Genomic DNA, 13701 nt, shown 5'->3' with positions numbered 1-13701 from the left:
GGGTCCATCATCAGGCTCTACGCAGCGCCTGCATGTAACTCTACACGCTCTGCTGCAGTGCAAAATATTAATTCAGATTTCGTTTTGCGATGCAAAACGAACCTCAATAGAAGCGTCTTGATGAAAAATATGAAAGACTCGAAACCCGATTTCGTGCTACATACAGTGTCAAATTTATGCCACACTACAGGCATGGCTTGACAGGCTGCAGGGTTTCTGGATCGCATTTGATTGGGTTTCCTTTCCTGGAAAAGCTTTTAAAAACAATGTATTGCCTCTCCATAGAGGCGGCTTGATTATCTACTAAAAATTTAGTTTGACATCATGGCGATGCTGTGACCATCTATCCCTAGCCGGATAAAGACGGCGAATATTATCTCACGGGAGGAGATGCAGATGCGTAAGTATCTACTCACCGCAGTCGCAGCTGGTGCTGTGCTTGCGGGGGCAGGGTCCGCTTTTGCCGATGAAGCAGCGGCGCAAAAGTGGATCGACCAGGAATTCCAGCCATCCGTTCTGTCGAAAGACGATCAGCTTGCAGAAATGCAGTGGTTCATCAAGGCGGCCGAACCGTTCAAAGGCATGGAAATCAACGTCCTGTCAGAAGGCATTCCGACGCACTCCTACGAGTCGGAAGTTCTGACCAAGGCCTTCGAAGAAATCACCGGTATCAAGGTCAATCACCAGATCCTCGGCGAAGGGGAAGTGGTTCAGGCCGTGCAGACCCAGATGCAGACCGGACGGAACCTCTATGACGCCTATGTCAACGACTCCGACCTGATCGGCACCCATTCGCGTCTGCAGCTTGCCTACAACCTGACCGACTGGATGAACGGCGACGCCAAGGATGTCACCAACCCGGGTCTCGACCTGGATGACTTCATGGGCACCCAGTTCACGACCGGTCCGGACGGCGACCTCTACCAGCTTCCTGACCAGCAGTTCGCGAACCTCTACTGGTTCCGCAAGGACTGGTTCGACCGCGAAGACCTGCAGAAGGCCTTCAAGGAAAAATACGGCTATGATCTCGGTGTGCCGGTCAACTGGTCCGCATATGAGGATATTGCGGAATTCTTCACCAAGGACGTGAAGGAAGTCGACGGCGTTCAGATCTATGGTCACATGGACTACGGCAAGCGCGCACCGGACCTCGGCTGGCGCATGACCGATGCCTGGCTGTCCATGGCGGGCGCTGGCGACAAGGGCGAGCCGAACGGTATCCCGGTTGACGAGTGGGGCATCCGCATGGAAGCCGGCACCTGTAACCCGGTTGGTGCTTCGGTTTCCCGCGGCGGTGCTGCAAACGGCCCGGCGGCCGTCTATGCAATCCGCAAGTGGGACGAGTGGCTGCGCAACTATGCGCCTCCGGGTGCTGCCAGCTTCGACTTCTACCAGTCCCTGCCGGCTCTCAGCCAGGGCAACGTTGCCCAGCAGATCTTCTGGTACACCGCGTTCACCGCGGACATGGTGAAGCCGAAGTCCGAAGGCAACAACACGGTTGACGACGAAGGTACGCCGCTGTGGCGCATGGCGCCGAGCCCCCATGGTCCTTACTGGGAAGAAGGCCAGAAGGTCGGCTACCAGGACGTGGGCTCCTGGACGATCCTGAACTCCACTCCGGTGGACCGTGCGAAAGCCGCCTGGCTCTATGCGCAGTTCGTGGTCTCCAAGACGGTTGACGTGAAGAAGAGCCATGTCGGTCTCACCTTCATCCGCGACAGTACCGTTCGTCACGAGTCCTTCACCGAGCGTGCTCCGAAGCTCGGCGGCCTGGTCGAGTTCTATCGCTCGCCGGACCGTGTGGCCTGGTCCCCGACCGGCATCAACGTTCCGGACTATCCGAAGCTGGCCCAGATCTGGTGGCAGCAGATCGGTGACGTGAACTCCGGCGCCTTCACGCCGCAGGAAGCCATGGACCGTCTGGCCGAGGAAATGGACATCGTCATGGCCCGCATGCAGCAGGCTGACGAACGCGCCAACGTCTACGGCGGGTGCGGCCCGCGTCTGAACGAAGAGTCCGACCCGCAGGTATGGCTCGACAAACCGGGCGCACCGAAGGCCAAGCTCGAAAACGAAAAGCCGCAGGGCCAGACCGTGAACTACGACGAACTGGTCGCACGCTGGGCTGAAAAATAAGCCTTGGCAACGTGCAGGGGCATCGTGTCCGCCATGCGGCGCACGGTGCCCGGGCACCCATCACCCAACAAGCCGGACCGGGGCGTTTCCCCGGTCCACCACCGATCCGAAGCGACAGGGCGCGAAATCAATGTTTCGCCATTTGCACCTGTCCGGACGCGGGCGAAAAATAAATGTCTCTAGAACTCAAGAACGTCAGCAAGCGCGTTGCAGGCATCACCCATGTCAAGGAAACGAGCCTCACGCTGCATCCCGGTCACTTCAACGTTTTGCTTGGAGAAACCGGCTCGGGCAAGACCTCGCTGATCAAGCTGATGGCGGGCCTCGACAGCCTGGCCAGCGGGCAGATCGTGCTCAACGGCAAGGACGTGTCGCGCCTGTCCGCGCAAAAGCGCAACATCAGCCTGGTGCATCAGTTTTTCGTCAACTACCCGCATATGTCTGTTTTCGACAATATCGCCTCGCCGCTGAAAGTCGCGGGCGTTGCCAAGTCGGAGATAGAGGGCCGGGTGGAAGAAGCCGCTCAACTGATGAAGTTGAAGCCCTATCTCAAGCGCAATCCGCATGAACTTTCCGGCGGCCAGCAGCAGCGCACCGCGTTGGCGCGCGCCATCGTCAAGGAAAGCGACGCGGTGTTCCTCGACGAGCCTCTTGCCAACCTCGATTACAAGCTGCGCGAAGAACTGCGCGATCAGCTTCCCGAGCTTTTCGCAGGCCGCGGCGCGGTCGTCGTCTATGCGACCTCGGAGCCCGAGGAAGCCCTGCTTCTGGGCGGGCACACGGCCCTGATGACCGATGGCAACGTAGTGCAGTTCGGCCCGACCGCCGACATCTACCGCAAGCCGAAGGACCTGGATGCGGCCAAGGTCTTCTCAAACCCGCCGATCAATATCGCGCCGGTGACCAAGCAGGGTGACATGGTCATCCTCAACGAGGTCACACGCTGGCAGGTGACGGGCGCCGCCTCAGGGCTTCAGGACGGCACATACACCCTGGCGATAAGGCCCCACCATGTCATGCCGGTGGAAAGTGCCCATCACACGGTGAAGCTCGACGGTCACGTTCTGGTGACGGAGCTCAGCGGATCGGAAAGCAGCGCCCACTTCGACATGGACGGCAATGCCTGGGTGTCGTTGTCTCCGGGAGTTCATCCCTATTCCGTCGGCGAGGTCCACAGTTTCTACCTGGATCCGCGCCATTGTTTCTTCTTTGCGCCTGACGGCCAGCTGGTCGCCTGAGGAGAGGACATCATGGCACAAATCAAGCTCTCCAATCTGCGCCACAGCTACCAGCCCAATCCGGCGAGCGACGCAGATTACGCCCTGAAGAAGATCGACCTGACCTGGGACGACGGCGGGGCCTACGCCCTGCTTGGCCCGTCGGGCTGCGGCAAGTCCACGCTGCTGAACATCATTTCCGGCCTGCTGGTGCCTTCTGAAGGCAAGATCCTGTTCAACGATCAGGATGTCACGTCGCTGCCGCCGGCGAAACGCAACATCGCACAGGTGTTCCAGTTCCCGGTCATCTACGACACGATGACCGTCTACGACAATCTGGCCTTTCCGCTCAGGAACCGGGGGCGCGACGAGGATACGGTCAAGCGCCGGGTCGCCGCGATCGCCGAAATGCTGGAAGTCACAGACATGCTGAAGGTCCGGGCGGCAAATCTTTCGCCGGACAACAAGCAGAAGATCTCCATGGGCCGTGGCCTCATCCGTGAGGACGTCAACGTGGTGATGTTCGACGAACCACTGACGGTGATCGATCCGCATCTGAAATGGAAGCTGCGGTCCAAGCTGAAAGAACTTCACCAACGGGTCAGGGCGACCATGATCTATGTGACCCACGATCAGACCGAAGCGCTGACGTTCGCTGATCAGGTGGTGGTGATGCAGGACGGCGAGGTTGTGCAGATCGGCACGCCCGTGGATCTGTTCGAACGTCCCGCCCACACTTTCGTCGGGCACTTCATCGGCTCTCCGGGCATGAACGTCCTTCCCTGCGACGTCCAGAACGGAGCGGCATTCTTCCGCGGCGAAAGGGTCGCGCTGGAAGGCCCGGTGGCCACTGCCGGCGATGGCGCGGCGGAGATCGGCGTCCGGCCCGAATTCGTCAAGGTGTCCGCCGGTGGTGCGGGCATTGCGGCGAAGGTTCGCAAGGTTGCCGACATCGGCCGCCACAAGGTGGTTGAGGCGGTCGCTCACGACATGCGCATCAACGCCATTCTGGAGGGCGAAGCACCCAATGCCGGAGACGACGTGATGCTCGACTTCAAACAATCCCAGACGCGTCTCTACAAGGACGGGTGGCTGGCGAGCCAGCCTGAGGGAGGTGCCCGATGAAAACGCAAAATCAACGCGCCTGGTTCTTCGTAACCCCGGTGCTCCTTCTCGTCGCCTTCAACGCGCTCATCCCGATGATGACCGTGGTGAACTACTCCGTGCAGGAAACCTTCGGCGATAATCTGTTCTTCTGGCAGGGGCTGGACTGGTTCGAGCAGGTGCTTCGTTCCGAGCGTTTCCACAATGCGCTCGGACGGCAGTTCCTGTTCACCTTCCTGATCCTGATCATCGAGGTGCCGCTCGGCGTCGCGATTGCGCTGTCCATGCCCAAGAAGGGTTTCTGGGTGCCGTTCTGCCTGGTCACCATGGCCCTGCCGATGCTGATCCCGTGGAACGTGGTCGGCGCCATGTGGAACATCTTCACCCTGCCGGACATCGGCCTGCTCGGTTACTTCCTGAACCACACCCTGGGCATTTCCTATGACATGACCCAGAACCCGATTGCGGCCTGGGTGACGATCATCGTCATGGATGTCTGGCACTGGACGTCGCTGGTGGTGCTGCTGGCCTATGCCGGCCTGGTCTCGATCCCGAACGCCTATTATCAGGCGGCGGAAATCGACGGGGCTTCCCGCTGGGCCGTGTTCCGCTTCATCCAGTTGCCAAAGATGAAAACGGTGCTGACCATTGCCGTGCTGCTGCGCTTCATGGACAGCTTCAACATCTACACGGAGCCTTTCGTGCTGACGGGGGGCGGTCCGGGCAACTCCACGACCCTGCTGTCGATCGATCTTGTGAAGATCGCGCTTGGTCAGTTCGACCTTGGACCGGCAGCCGCCATGTCCCTCATCTATTTCGCCATCACGTTGTTCGCCTCCTGGCTGTTCTACACGCTGATGACGATGAACGATAACAAGTCCTGAGGAGAACCGTCATGCGCCTGAAAAGCCTGGTTCCCATCCTTTACATTCTCTTCCTGATGTTGCCGATCTACTGGCTCGTCGCGATGAGCTTCAAGACCACCAACGAGATCCTGTCCGGGTTCACCCTGTTCCCGCAGACCTGGACCTTTGCCAACTACATCGACATCTTCACCGATCCGACGTGGTATTGGGGGTACATCAATTCGATCATCTACGTGACCATCAATACGGTCATTTCGATCACAGTTGCACTGCCGGCAGCCTATGCGTTCTCCCGCTATTCCTTCGTGGGCGACAAGCACCTGTTCTTCTGGCTGCTGACCAACCGCATGGCACCGGCCGCCGTCTTCGCGCTGCCGTTCTTCCAGCTCTATTCCGCCGTCGGCCTGTTCGACACGCATCTGGCCGTTGCCCTGGCGCACTGCCTGTTCAACGTGCCGCTGGCGGTCTGGATCCTGGAAGGGTTCATGAGCGGGGTGCCGAAGGAACTGGACGAAACCGCCTATGTGGACGGCTATTCCTTCCCGCGCTTCTTCATGACGATCTTCCTGCCGGCCATCAAGTCCGGCGTCGGGGTGGCGGCCTTCTTCTGCTTCATGTTCTCCTGGGTGGAAATGCTGCTGTCCAAGACACTTACCGCCGTCGAGGCGAAACCCATTGCCGCCGTGATGACCCGAACCGCTTCCTCCGCCGGTTACGAACTGGGTCTGCTGGCGGCCGCCGGGACCCTGACTATCATTCCCGGCGCCATCGTCATCTATTTTGTCCGTAACTACATTGCCAAGGGCTTTGCCCTGGGGAGGGTATGATGCTCGGTTGGATGGCCTGGACCTTGCCGACGGCTCTGCTGTTCGTCGGCATCTTCTCCGCAATCGGGGTGCTGACCGCCCTGGAGGTGAAGTTTCCCGGCGGAGCTGCCCGAAGGGGCGTCCTCGGACTGGAAACGACCCGCGGCGACCGCCTCTTCATCACCTTGCTCGGAACGGCCTATATCTTCCTGGCCTGGCTCGGCCTGGTGGGCAACCCGCTCTGGTGGCCGCTGGCCCTGAGCATCAGCTGGGGCGTGTTCTGCTTCTGGAAAGTCTGATGTGACCAAAGGCGCGCGGGTTTCCCGCGCGTTTCGTCCATCAGGACGTCTCAACGATTGGAGAAACACGAACCTCTTCGTCGACTAAAGACATAGTAATTTCCGATATTCTGGTGCATGAATAGATGTTGTAAGCCACATTCATTTTCCGTGATCGGTACAGGACTGTAATGAGAAAGCGTAAGAGCAACGAGTTTTTGACCGAAGTCGAGCTGGAGTTCATGACTGAACTCTGGAAACTCGGTGAAGGCTCCGTGCGGGACATTCTAGCTTGTCTGCCGCCGGAGAGAAAACTCGCCTATACGTCCTGTGCCACCATCATGCGAATTCTGGATGAAAAAGGCTTCGTGGACAGCCGCAAAGAAGGCAAGACTTTCATCTATTCCCCTCGGCTGACCAGGGATACCTACCAGTCCCGATCTCTCCGAAATCTGTCAGAAAAACTGTTCGACGGCACACCTGCGTCCCTCGTGGCCCGGCTTGTCGATGAATACGAACTCACGGGAGACGATCTGGAGGAAATCAGAGCGTTGCTGGACAGGAGGAGGACAGATGACGCTACTTAACCAGATTTTCGATATCTATATCGATCTGAACATCACACTCGCCATCACTGCAATGGTGTGGCTGGGCGCCAAACTTCTGCTGGCCCGTTCCGGTAGAAAGGTCGATTTTTCCGTGCAGCTTGGGCTGCTGAACGGCTTGTTCGCCCTGATCCTGCTAACGCCTTTCGCCGTCATGGGCTACCAGCACATGCTGTCGGCGGAAGTGGTCCCCCGGACCCTGTCCGTCAATCTGGCCGATTATGCGGTCTCGCAGTACCTGCGTGGCGGCATTGCCATTCCGGCGGAAGACTTCCAGTCATTGCTGGGCCTTCGCGCGCAGCTCAGTGAAAAGATCCTGACCGTGTCTACCGGCGTTGGTGCCGGAATTGCTTTTGCCCTGGTGGCCGGGTTCAGCTATTTCGCATTGAAGCTTGTCGTCGGTTTCGTGCGTTTGTACCGGGTGCTGGCCACCTGCCATGAATGGCGGACTAACGGCCGTGTGCAACTGCTTTTGTCGGACCGCGCAATGGTGCCGTTCTCGGCGCGCGGCCTGAAGCGTCACTACGTGGTCATCCCGTCCGATCTTCTAGCCGAGCCGGAAGATCTGAAGCTGGTTCTCAAGCACGAGTTCCAGCATCTGCGCCAGGGCGACGTCACCTGGGAAATCGGACTGGAGCTTCTGCGGCCGCTGTTTTTCTGGAACCCGTTCTTCTACATGTGGAAGTCCGAAGTCGAGCGCCTGCGTGAACTGGCCTGCGATCAAAAGGTCGCGGAAAACGCTCATGTGGACCTGAGGTCCTACTGCATGTGCCTGCTGCGGGCCGCCCAGGCGGGAATCCGCAAGCACCAGGACAGGGAAGCGCGCAAGCGTTCCGTCGGCATTGCTGCCGTTGCCCTTCTGGAAGTGCAGGACAAGCTGCTGCGCCGCTCACCGGCACAGAAACTGCGCCGCCGGGTGGAAGCCCTGTTGGAAACCAACCGGGTGCGCCCGCATTGGGGTGTAACCTGTCTGGCCGTCTTGCCCATGGTGGCAGTGGTGTTTCTGTCGGCTCTGTCGATCCAGAAACCGGCCGACTGGAGCCAGGACCGGCTGATGCTGTCGGCGATCATCAACCTGGAACGGCTGGAAACCAGAAACGGTTCGAACGGGCAGCTGCAGGCCTATAACACCTTCGCGCAGCGCCCGCTGCGCTGAGGGATGTCGCGTTGCTCCGGTCGGCTTGCCGTCCGGAGCAGGGCATAGGTCTCACCACGCCCTCGTGAGATGACGCAAGCACACGCTAGCGTGTGGTACTGCTTGCGCAACTGGCGCTTTCTCTCCCGTTACCTTCACAACATCCGACTTTGAACATTCAGCCATGCACGTGATTGCCGGAGGCAAGTGTGCGCCAGTCCGGGACCGCAACCGCATCCCGATGACGGGCCGTGAGGGCACAGGCTGCCCCGATTTTATGCAGGTTGATCTTCCTCAAAGACGTTGCCCTGCAAGTCTGGGAGCGTGAGGCCACCGGGAAATTTCACAAGTCTGTCGCGGGTCGCTGCCATCATGTGCAGCAGGCCGGTTAGACCTCAAATCGATTTAGGGCAGGCGCGACACCCGCAATCGGTTCCGGAAGGGGCGGCGCTGTTTTGTGCCTGCTCGGGTGCAGTCAGCTTTGAGTATCGGAAGGGAGGGGCCATGGATAACGGGCAGAAGACCGGAAACGGGATCTCGACGGCCATCTGCGGAACCGCACCTGTTTCAGCCGAAGAGATCGACGCGATCTGCGCGCAATTCGGCAACGACAAGCATCGCATGCTCGATATCCTGCGCGAGGTGCAGGATCGCTACCGCTGCATTGCTCCGGCGACCATGGACCATATCGCCGCTGCCACCGGTCTCACCCGGATCGAGGTGGAAGGCGTTGCCAGCTTCTATTCCTTTCTGTCCCTGACACCGAAGGGCAGGGTCACCATCCGGCTGTGTGATGATATCGTCGACCGCTTCTCCGGGCTGTCGGAAGTTGCCTGCGCATTTGAAGACGAGCTCGGGCTGAAGGTGGGCGAGACCAGCAACGACGGCGCGTTTTCGCTGGAATACACTCCCTGCATCGGCATGTGCGACCAGGCACCGGCCGCGATGGTCAACGACATCGTCCTGACGAAGCTGACGCCGGAGACGGCGCGCAGCGCCGCGCAGGCGTTGAAGGCAGGCCGCAGCCCGGAGCAGCTGATCAGCGACCGGTTCGAGGCGCTGACACCCTCCGAACGCGCCTTGCATATGGTCGACAACAATATCCGCCATGCAGGTGAAGTGTTGCTCGGTCCGGTGCCGGAAGACGCCGGGCTTGCCAAGGCGGCCACCATTACCCCGACGCAGATCATTTCGGCGATTGAGGAAAGCGGGCTGCGCGGCTGCGGCGGCGCGGGCTTTACCACCGGCCGGAAATGGCGTTTTGCCGCCAGCGAGCGTGCCGAAAAGCACTTCGTCATCTGCAATGCCGATGAAGGCGAACCGGGCACCTTCAAGGACCGCGTCCTCCTGACCGAACGGCCCCATCTGCTGATCGAAGGCATGACGATTGCGGCAAGAGCCGTCGGGGCCCGCGAGGGCATCCTTTATCTGCGCGGCGAGTATGTCTATTTGCGCGAGCTTCTGCTTCAGGTGCTGGAAGAGCGCCGCTGGCGGGGCCTGCTCGGCAAGGACATTCTGGGCGTGAAGGGGTTTGATTTCGATATCCGCCTGCAGCTCGGTGCGGGCGCCTATATCTGCGGCGAAGAAGGTGCGCTTATCAGCTCCTGCGAGGGCCTGCCGGGCGAACCCAAGACGCGGCCTCCGTTTCCGGTCAACCGCGGCTATCTCGGGTATCCGACGGTGGTCAACAACGTGGAGACCTTCTGTCACGCCGCGCGCATTCTTGACAAGGGGGCGGCCTGGTTCAATGCCATGGGCATGGAAGGCTCGCACGGCACCAAGCTGTTTTCCGTCTGTGGCGACTGCCTGAACCCGGGCATCTATGAACTGCCTTACGGACACACGGTCTGGGAACTGCTGGCGATGGTTGGCGGCGAGGATGCTGCCGCCGTCCAGGTTGGCGGACCGAGCGGCACGATGATTGCCCGCGACAGCTTTCACCGCAAACTGACGTTCGACGACCTTGCGACCGGTGGTGCGATCATCGTCTTCAACGGCGAGCGCAACGTTCTGGAGATCGTCGAATACTACATGTCCTTCTTCGTGCATGAGAGCTGCGGCTATTGCACACCCTGCCGCGTCGGCAACGTCTTTCTGCAGAAGGCGATCCAGAAGTTCCGCAAGGGCCTCGCGAACCCGGAGGACATAGACTACCTCAAGGACCTGTCCGGAACGATCATCGAGACCAGCCGCTGCGGCCTCGGCATGACGTCTCCCAACCCGGTCCTCACCACCTTGAAGAACTTTCCGCTGGTCTATTCGGCAGTGATCAAGCCGAGCAAGGACGGCATTCGCGACACGTTCGACATCCAGTCGGCCATCGACGGTGCGCGCAAGATCGCCAAGCGCCGCTCCTATATCTTCGACAAGGATTTCACCCAATGAGCGGCACGAAGAAAGAGACCGGCTTTACCTTCACCATCGACGGGGTGGAGATCACCGCCTATGCAGGCCAGACCATCATGGAAGCGGCCGACGAGGCCGGGGTCTATATCCCGCGCCTGTGCGATCACGAGGGCTTGCGCCACCAGGGCAGTTGCCGGGTCTGCACGGTGAAGGCAGGCGGGCGCAGCGTTGCCGCCTGCACCCAGCCGGCAGCGCCGGGGCAGGCGGTGGAAAACGAGACACCACGCCTGACCAAGATGCGCCGGGACCTGGTGGAAATGCTGTTCCATGAGGGCAATCACCTTTGCCCGATCTGCGAAGCCAGCGGCAATTGCGAGCTTCAGGCCATGGCCTACCGGCTCGACATGACGGAAGCCACCAGATTTCCGTATCTGGAACCGTGCCGGGCCCTGGATGCGTCTCACCCCGACATCGCGCTGGACACCAACCGCTGCATCTCCTGCGGGCGCTGCATCCGCGCCTCCCAGGACGTCGATGGCAAGGGCATCTTCGGCTATGTCGGCCGCGGTATTCACCGGCGGGTCGCGGTCAACGGCGAGAACCTTGCCGATACCGATGCCGAGGTCACCGATCATGCGATCTCGGCCGAGGTCTGCCCGGTTGGCTGCATCATCCGCAAGCGCGTCGGCTTCGCCGTTCCCATCGGCGAGCGGGAATTCGATCATGGTCTGATCGGCCACGACATCGAGGAGAAGCGCAAATGAGCGAGCTGCCCAAGGCCCGGATCGCGACCGCTTCTCTTGCCGGCTGTTTCGGCTGTCACATGGCGATTCTCGATATCGATGAGAGGCTGATCGAGCTGATGCAGCTTGTCGAAGTCGACCGCTCGCCGCTCACCGACAAGAAGCGCTTCACCCAGCGCTGCGACATCGGCATCATCGAGGGGGGCTGCTGCAACGAGGAGAACGTGCATGTGCTGCATGATTTCCGGCGCAACTGCGATGTGCTGATCGCGCTCGGTCAATGTGCGATCATGGGTGGGCTGCCGGCCATGCGCAACGCGATCATGCATTCCGATGCACCGCTGCGCGAATGTCTGGACGAGGCCTATATCACCGGCAAATACATCCGCAACACGACCCACAACGTGCCCAACGATCCGGCCCTGCCCTTGCTGCTGGACGAGGTCTATCCGTGTTCCCAGGTGGTGGAGATCGACTACCAGATCCCGGGCTGCGCACCGAGTGGGGACATCATTTTCGATACGCTTTCCAAGCTGCTGACCGGCAAGTTCCGGGGCTTTGAGCGTGACATGATCAAGTTCGACTGAGGGGGATCACAATGGCTGAACCCAGACTGATTGAAATCTCCCCCGTCACCCGCGTGGAAGGCCACGGCAAGGTGACGATCCATCTCAATGCGGAAAACGAGGTGGATGAAGCCCGGCTGCATATCGTCGAATTCCGCGGCTTCGAGCGCTTCATTCGCGGGCGCCTGATGTGGGAAGTGCCGGTGATCGTGCAGCGGCTGTGCGGCATCTGCCCGGTCAGCCACCATCTGGCGGCGGCGAAAGCCATGGACATGATCGCCGGTGTCGACCAACTGACGCCGACGGCGGAAAAGATGCGCCGGCTGATGCATTACGGCCAGGTGATGCAGTCCCACGTTTTGCACTTCTTCCATCTTGCAGCGCCCGATCTCCTGTTCGGCTTCGGCGCGCCTGCGGAAAAACGCAACATCTTCGAGGTGATCAAGGAGAACCCGGAACTCGGCAAGCGCGCCATCCTGATGCGCAAGTACGGGCAGGAAATCATCGAGGCGACGGCCGGCAAGAAGGTTCATGGCACCGGCGCCATTCCGGGCGGCATCAACCGCAATCTTCCCATCGAACGGCGCGATCATTTCCTGGCTTCAGTGGATCAGATGATCGAATGGTCCCTGGATGCGGTGAAGCTCGCAAAAGACTACACGCTGGAACATGAGGATCTGGTCGCCGAGTTCGGCTCGTTCCCGTCCAACTATATGTCGCTGGTGCGTGAGAGCGACGGTGCGCTCGATCTTTATCACGGTAATTTGCGGGCGCTCAGCTCGACCGGAGACATGATTTTCGATCAGGTGCCTTACACGAAGTATCATGAGCTGATCGTCGAGGACGTGCGCTCCTGGTCCTACATGAAGTTCCCCTTCATCAAGACGCTTGGTTCAGACGCAGGCTGGTACCGGGTCGGACCTCTGGCGCGCATGAACACGGCAGCCTTCATCGATACGGCTCTGGCGAATGCCGCCCTGAAGGACCTGAAGGCCGTGACCTGCGGCACGCCGAACAATTCCACGCTGGCCAATCACTGGGCGCGGATGATCGAGGTTCTGCACTGCGTGGAAAAGATCAGGGAGCTTCTGAACGATCCCGACCTGCAGGGAACGGATCTGATCGTGAAGGGCGACCGGCGCGAGGAAGGCATCGGCGTGATTGAAGCGCCGCGCGGCAACCTCATCCACCATTACAAGGTCGATGAGCATGACCAGGTGACCTATTGCAACCTGATTGTCTCCACGACCCATAACAACGAGGGCATGAACCGCGCGGTGAAGGATGTCGCGGTCAAGCATCTGTCCGGCAAGGAACAGATCACCGAGGGCATGCTGAACCACGTCGAAGTCGCGATCCGCGCCTATGACCCGTGCCTTTCCTGCGCCACCCACGCCCTCGGCCAGATGCCGCTGCAGGTGGAGCTGTTCAACGCGGACGGCGCGCTGGTCGACAGCCGGACGCAGTGTGTTTGATCATGGGGAGGTTCGGTGGAATGAATGCCTCTCAGATAGTCATCCCGGACGCAGCAAAGCGGAGATCCGGGATCGGCGAGCCCCTTGTTCCCGTTTGGGAAAAAAGAAGCTTGGAATGGTGATTGCCTCCCCGATCCCGGCTCGCGCTGCGCTTGCCCGGGATGACGGTGGAAAGGGCTTTTGTAGGAACCCAGAATTGAGGACGCCTTTATGCTGCTGATCGGCTATGGCAATCCAGGTAGAGGCGATGACGGGCTTGGGCCGGCCTTGTCCGAGGCCATTGCCGCGCGCAGCTTGCCGGGACTTGAGGTCGACACCGATTATCAGCTTGTCGCCGAGCACGCGCTGGCGGTCTCAAGCCACGATGTGGTGATCTTCGCCGATGCGGAGATCGGCGGAGAAGGGCTTATTCCTTCCGGGAGAT

At 60.0% G+C, this 13701-nt stretch carries 12 protein-coding genes and 1 pseudogene; all 13 read left to right on the top strand.

The features are described from left to right. Positions 1-396: 396 nt before the first annotated feature. On the top strand, positions 397-2136 hold the full coding sequence (locus tag SIAM614_RS02625; RefSeq protein ID WP_040439129.1) for an ABC transporter substrate-binding protein: 1740 nt from the start codon (positions 397-399) through the stop codon (positions 2134-2136). A gap of 173 nt (positions 2137-2309) precedes the next feature. Continuing rightward, positions 2310-3374, top strand: a complete 1065-nt coding sequence (locus SIAM614_RS02620) for an ABC transporter ATP-binding protein (RefSeq protein WP_006931842.1) — start codon at positions 2310-2312, stop codon at positions 3372-3374. 12 nt (positions 3375-3386) lie between these two features. Next, positions 3387-4478 (top strand): ABC transporter ATP-binding protein, encoded by a 1092-nt coding sequence (locus SIAM614_RS02615; RefSeq protein WP_006931841.1) that lies wholly within the window; start codon positions 3387-3389, stop codon positions 4476-4478. Then, positions 4475-5341, top strand: coding sequence for a carbohydrate ABC transporter permease (locus tag SIAM614_RS02610; RefSeq protein WP_006931840.1), 867 nt, complete (start codon positions 4475-4477; stop codon positions 5339-5341). The genes SIAM614_RS02615 and SIAM614_RS02610 overlap by 4 nt, the downstream gene beginning before the upstream one ends. An 11-nt stretch (positions 5342-5352) precedes the next feature. Then, positions 5353-6150, top strand: coding sequence for a carbohydrate ABC transporter permease (locus SIAM614_RS02605; RefSeq protein WP_006931839.1), 798 nt, complete (start codon positions 5353-5355; stop codon positions 6148-6150). Beyond that, the gene (locus SIAM614_RS02600; RefSeq protein WP_040438985.1) at positions 6150-6428 is read left to right on the top strand and encodes a DUF2160 domain-containing protein; all 279 of its coding nucleotides are present in this window, start codon (positions 6150-6152) and stop codon (positions 6426-6428) included. The genes SIAM614_RS02605 and SIAM614_RS02600 overlap by 1 nt, the downstream gene beginning before the upstream one ends. Before the next feature lie 170 nt (positions 6429-6598). Then, positions 6599-6994 (top strand): BlaI/MecI/CopY family transcriptional regulator, encoded by a 396-nt coding sequence (locus SIAM614_RS02595; protein WP_006931837.1) that lies wholly within the window; start codon positions 6599-6601, stop codon positions 6992-6994. Beyond that, entirely contained in the window at positions 6981-8168 is a 1188-nt protein-coding gene (locus tag SIAM614_RS02590) for a M56 family metallopeptidase (RefSeq protein WP_006931836.1), read from the top strand. Before SIAM614_RS02595 ends, SIAM614_RS02590 begins: the two co-directional genes overlap by 14 nt. A 483-nt stretch (positions 8169-8651) precedes the next feature. Beyond that, positions 8652-10532, top strand: coding sequence for an NAD(P)H-dependent oxidoreductase subunit E (locus SIAM614_RS02585; protein WP_006931834.1), 1881 nt, complete (start codon positions 8652-8654; stop codon positions 10530-10532). Next, entirely contained in the window at positions 10529-11257 is a 729-nt protein-coding gene (locus SIAM614_RS02580; RefSeq protein ID WP_006931833.1) for a 2Fe-2S iron-sulfur cluster-binding protein, read from the top strand. The genes SIAM614_RS02585 and SIAM614_RS02580 overlap by 4 nt, the downstream gene beginning before the upstream one ends. Continuing rightward, positions 11254-11823 (top strand): NADH-quinone oxidoreductase subunit B family protein, encoded by a 570-nt coding sequence (locus SIAM614_RS02575; RefSeq protein WP_006931832.1) that lies wholly within the window; start codon positions 11254-11256, stop codon positions 11821-11823. The genes SIAM614_RS02580 and SIAM614_RS02575 overlap by 4 nt, the downstream gene beginning before the upstream one ends. An 11-nt stretch (positions 11824-11834) precedes the next feature. Next, positions 11835-13277, top strand: coding sequence for a Ni/Fe hydrogenase subunit alpha (locus SIAM614_RS02570; protein ID WP_006931831.1), 1443 nt, complete (start codon positions 11835-11837; stop codon positions 13275-13277). A gap of 210 nt (positions 13278-13487) precedes the next feature. Next, positions 13488-13701: pseudogene (locus SIAM614_RS02565) on the top strand (hypothetical protein); the annotation flags it as partial.

Source organism: Roseibium aggregatum IAM 12614, assembly GCF_000168975.1.
GTDB lineage: Bacteria > Pseudomonadota > Alphaproteobacteria > Rhizobiales > Stappiaceae > Roseibium > Roseibium aggregatum.
Note: the sequence above shows the minus strand (reverse complement) of the source record. Positions and strands in the feature narration are given on the sequence as shown.

Bases quoted from the DNA above. Each gene is read 5' to 3' on its own strand.
- SIAM614_RS02625 (WP_040439129.1), top strand. From the start codon at position 397: ATGCGTAAGTATCTACTCACCGCAGTCGCAGCTGGTGCTGTGCTTGCG.
- SIAM614_RS02620 (WP_006931842.1), top strand. From the start codon at position 2,310: ATGTCTCTAGAACTCAAGAACGTCAGCAAGCGCGTTGCAGGCATCACC.
- SIAM614_RS02615 (WP_006931841.1), top strand. From the start codon at position 3,387: ATGGCACAAATCAAGCTCTCCAATCTGCGCCACAGCTACCAGCCCAAT.
- SIAM614_RS02610 (WP_006931840.1), top strand. From the start codon at position 4,475: ATGAAAACGCAAAATCAACGCGCCTGGTTCTTCGTAACCCCGGTGCTC.
- SIAM614_RS02605 (WP_006931839.1), top strand. From the start codon at position 5,353: ATGCGCCTGAAAAGCCTGGTTCCCATCCTTTACATTCTCTTCCTGATG.
- SIAM614_RS02600 (WP_040438985.1), top strand. From the start codon at position 6,150: ATGCTCGGTTGGATGGCCTGGACCTTGCCGACGGCTCTGCTGTTCGTC.
- SIAM614_RS02595 (WP_006931837.1), top strand. From the start codon at position 6,599: ATGAGAAAGCGTAAGAGCAACGAGTTTTTGACCGAAGTCGAGCTGGAG.
- SIAM614_RS02590 (WP_006931836.1), top strand. From the start codon at position 6,981: ATGACGCTACTTAACCAGATTTTCGATATCTATATCGATCTGAACATC.
- SIAM614_RS02585 (WP_006931834.1), top strand. From the start codon at position 8,652: ATGGATAACGGGCAGAAGACCGGAAACGGGATCTCGACGGCCATCTGC.
- SIAM614_RS02580 (WP_006931833.1), top strand. From the start codon at position 10,529: ATGAGCGGCACGAAGAAAGAGACCGGCTTTACCTTCACCATCGACGGG.
- SIAM614_RS02575 (WP_006931832.1), top strand. From the start codon at position 11,254: ATGAGCGAGCTGCCCAAGGCCCGGATCGCGACCGCTTCTCTTGCCGGC.
- SIAM614_RS02570 (WP_006931831.1), top strand. From the start codon at position 11,835: ATGGCTGAACCCAGACTGATTGAAATCTCCCCCGTCACCCGCGTGGAA.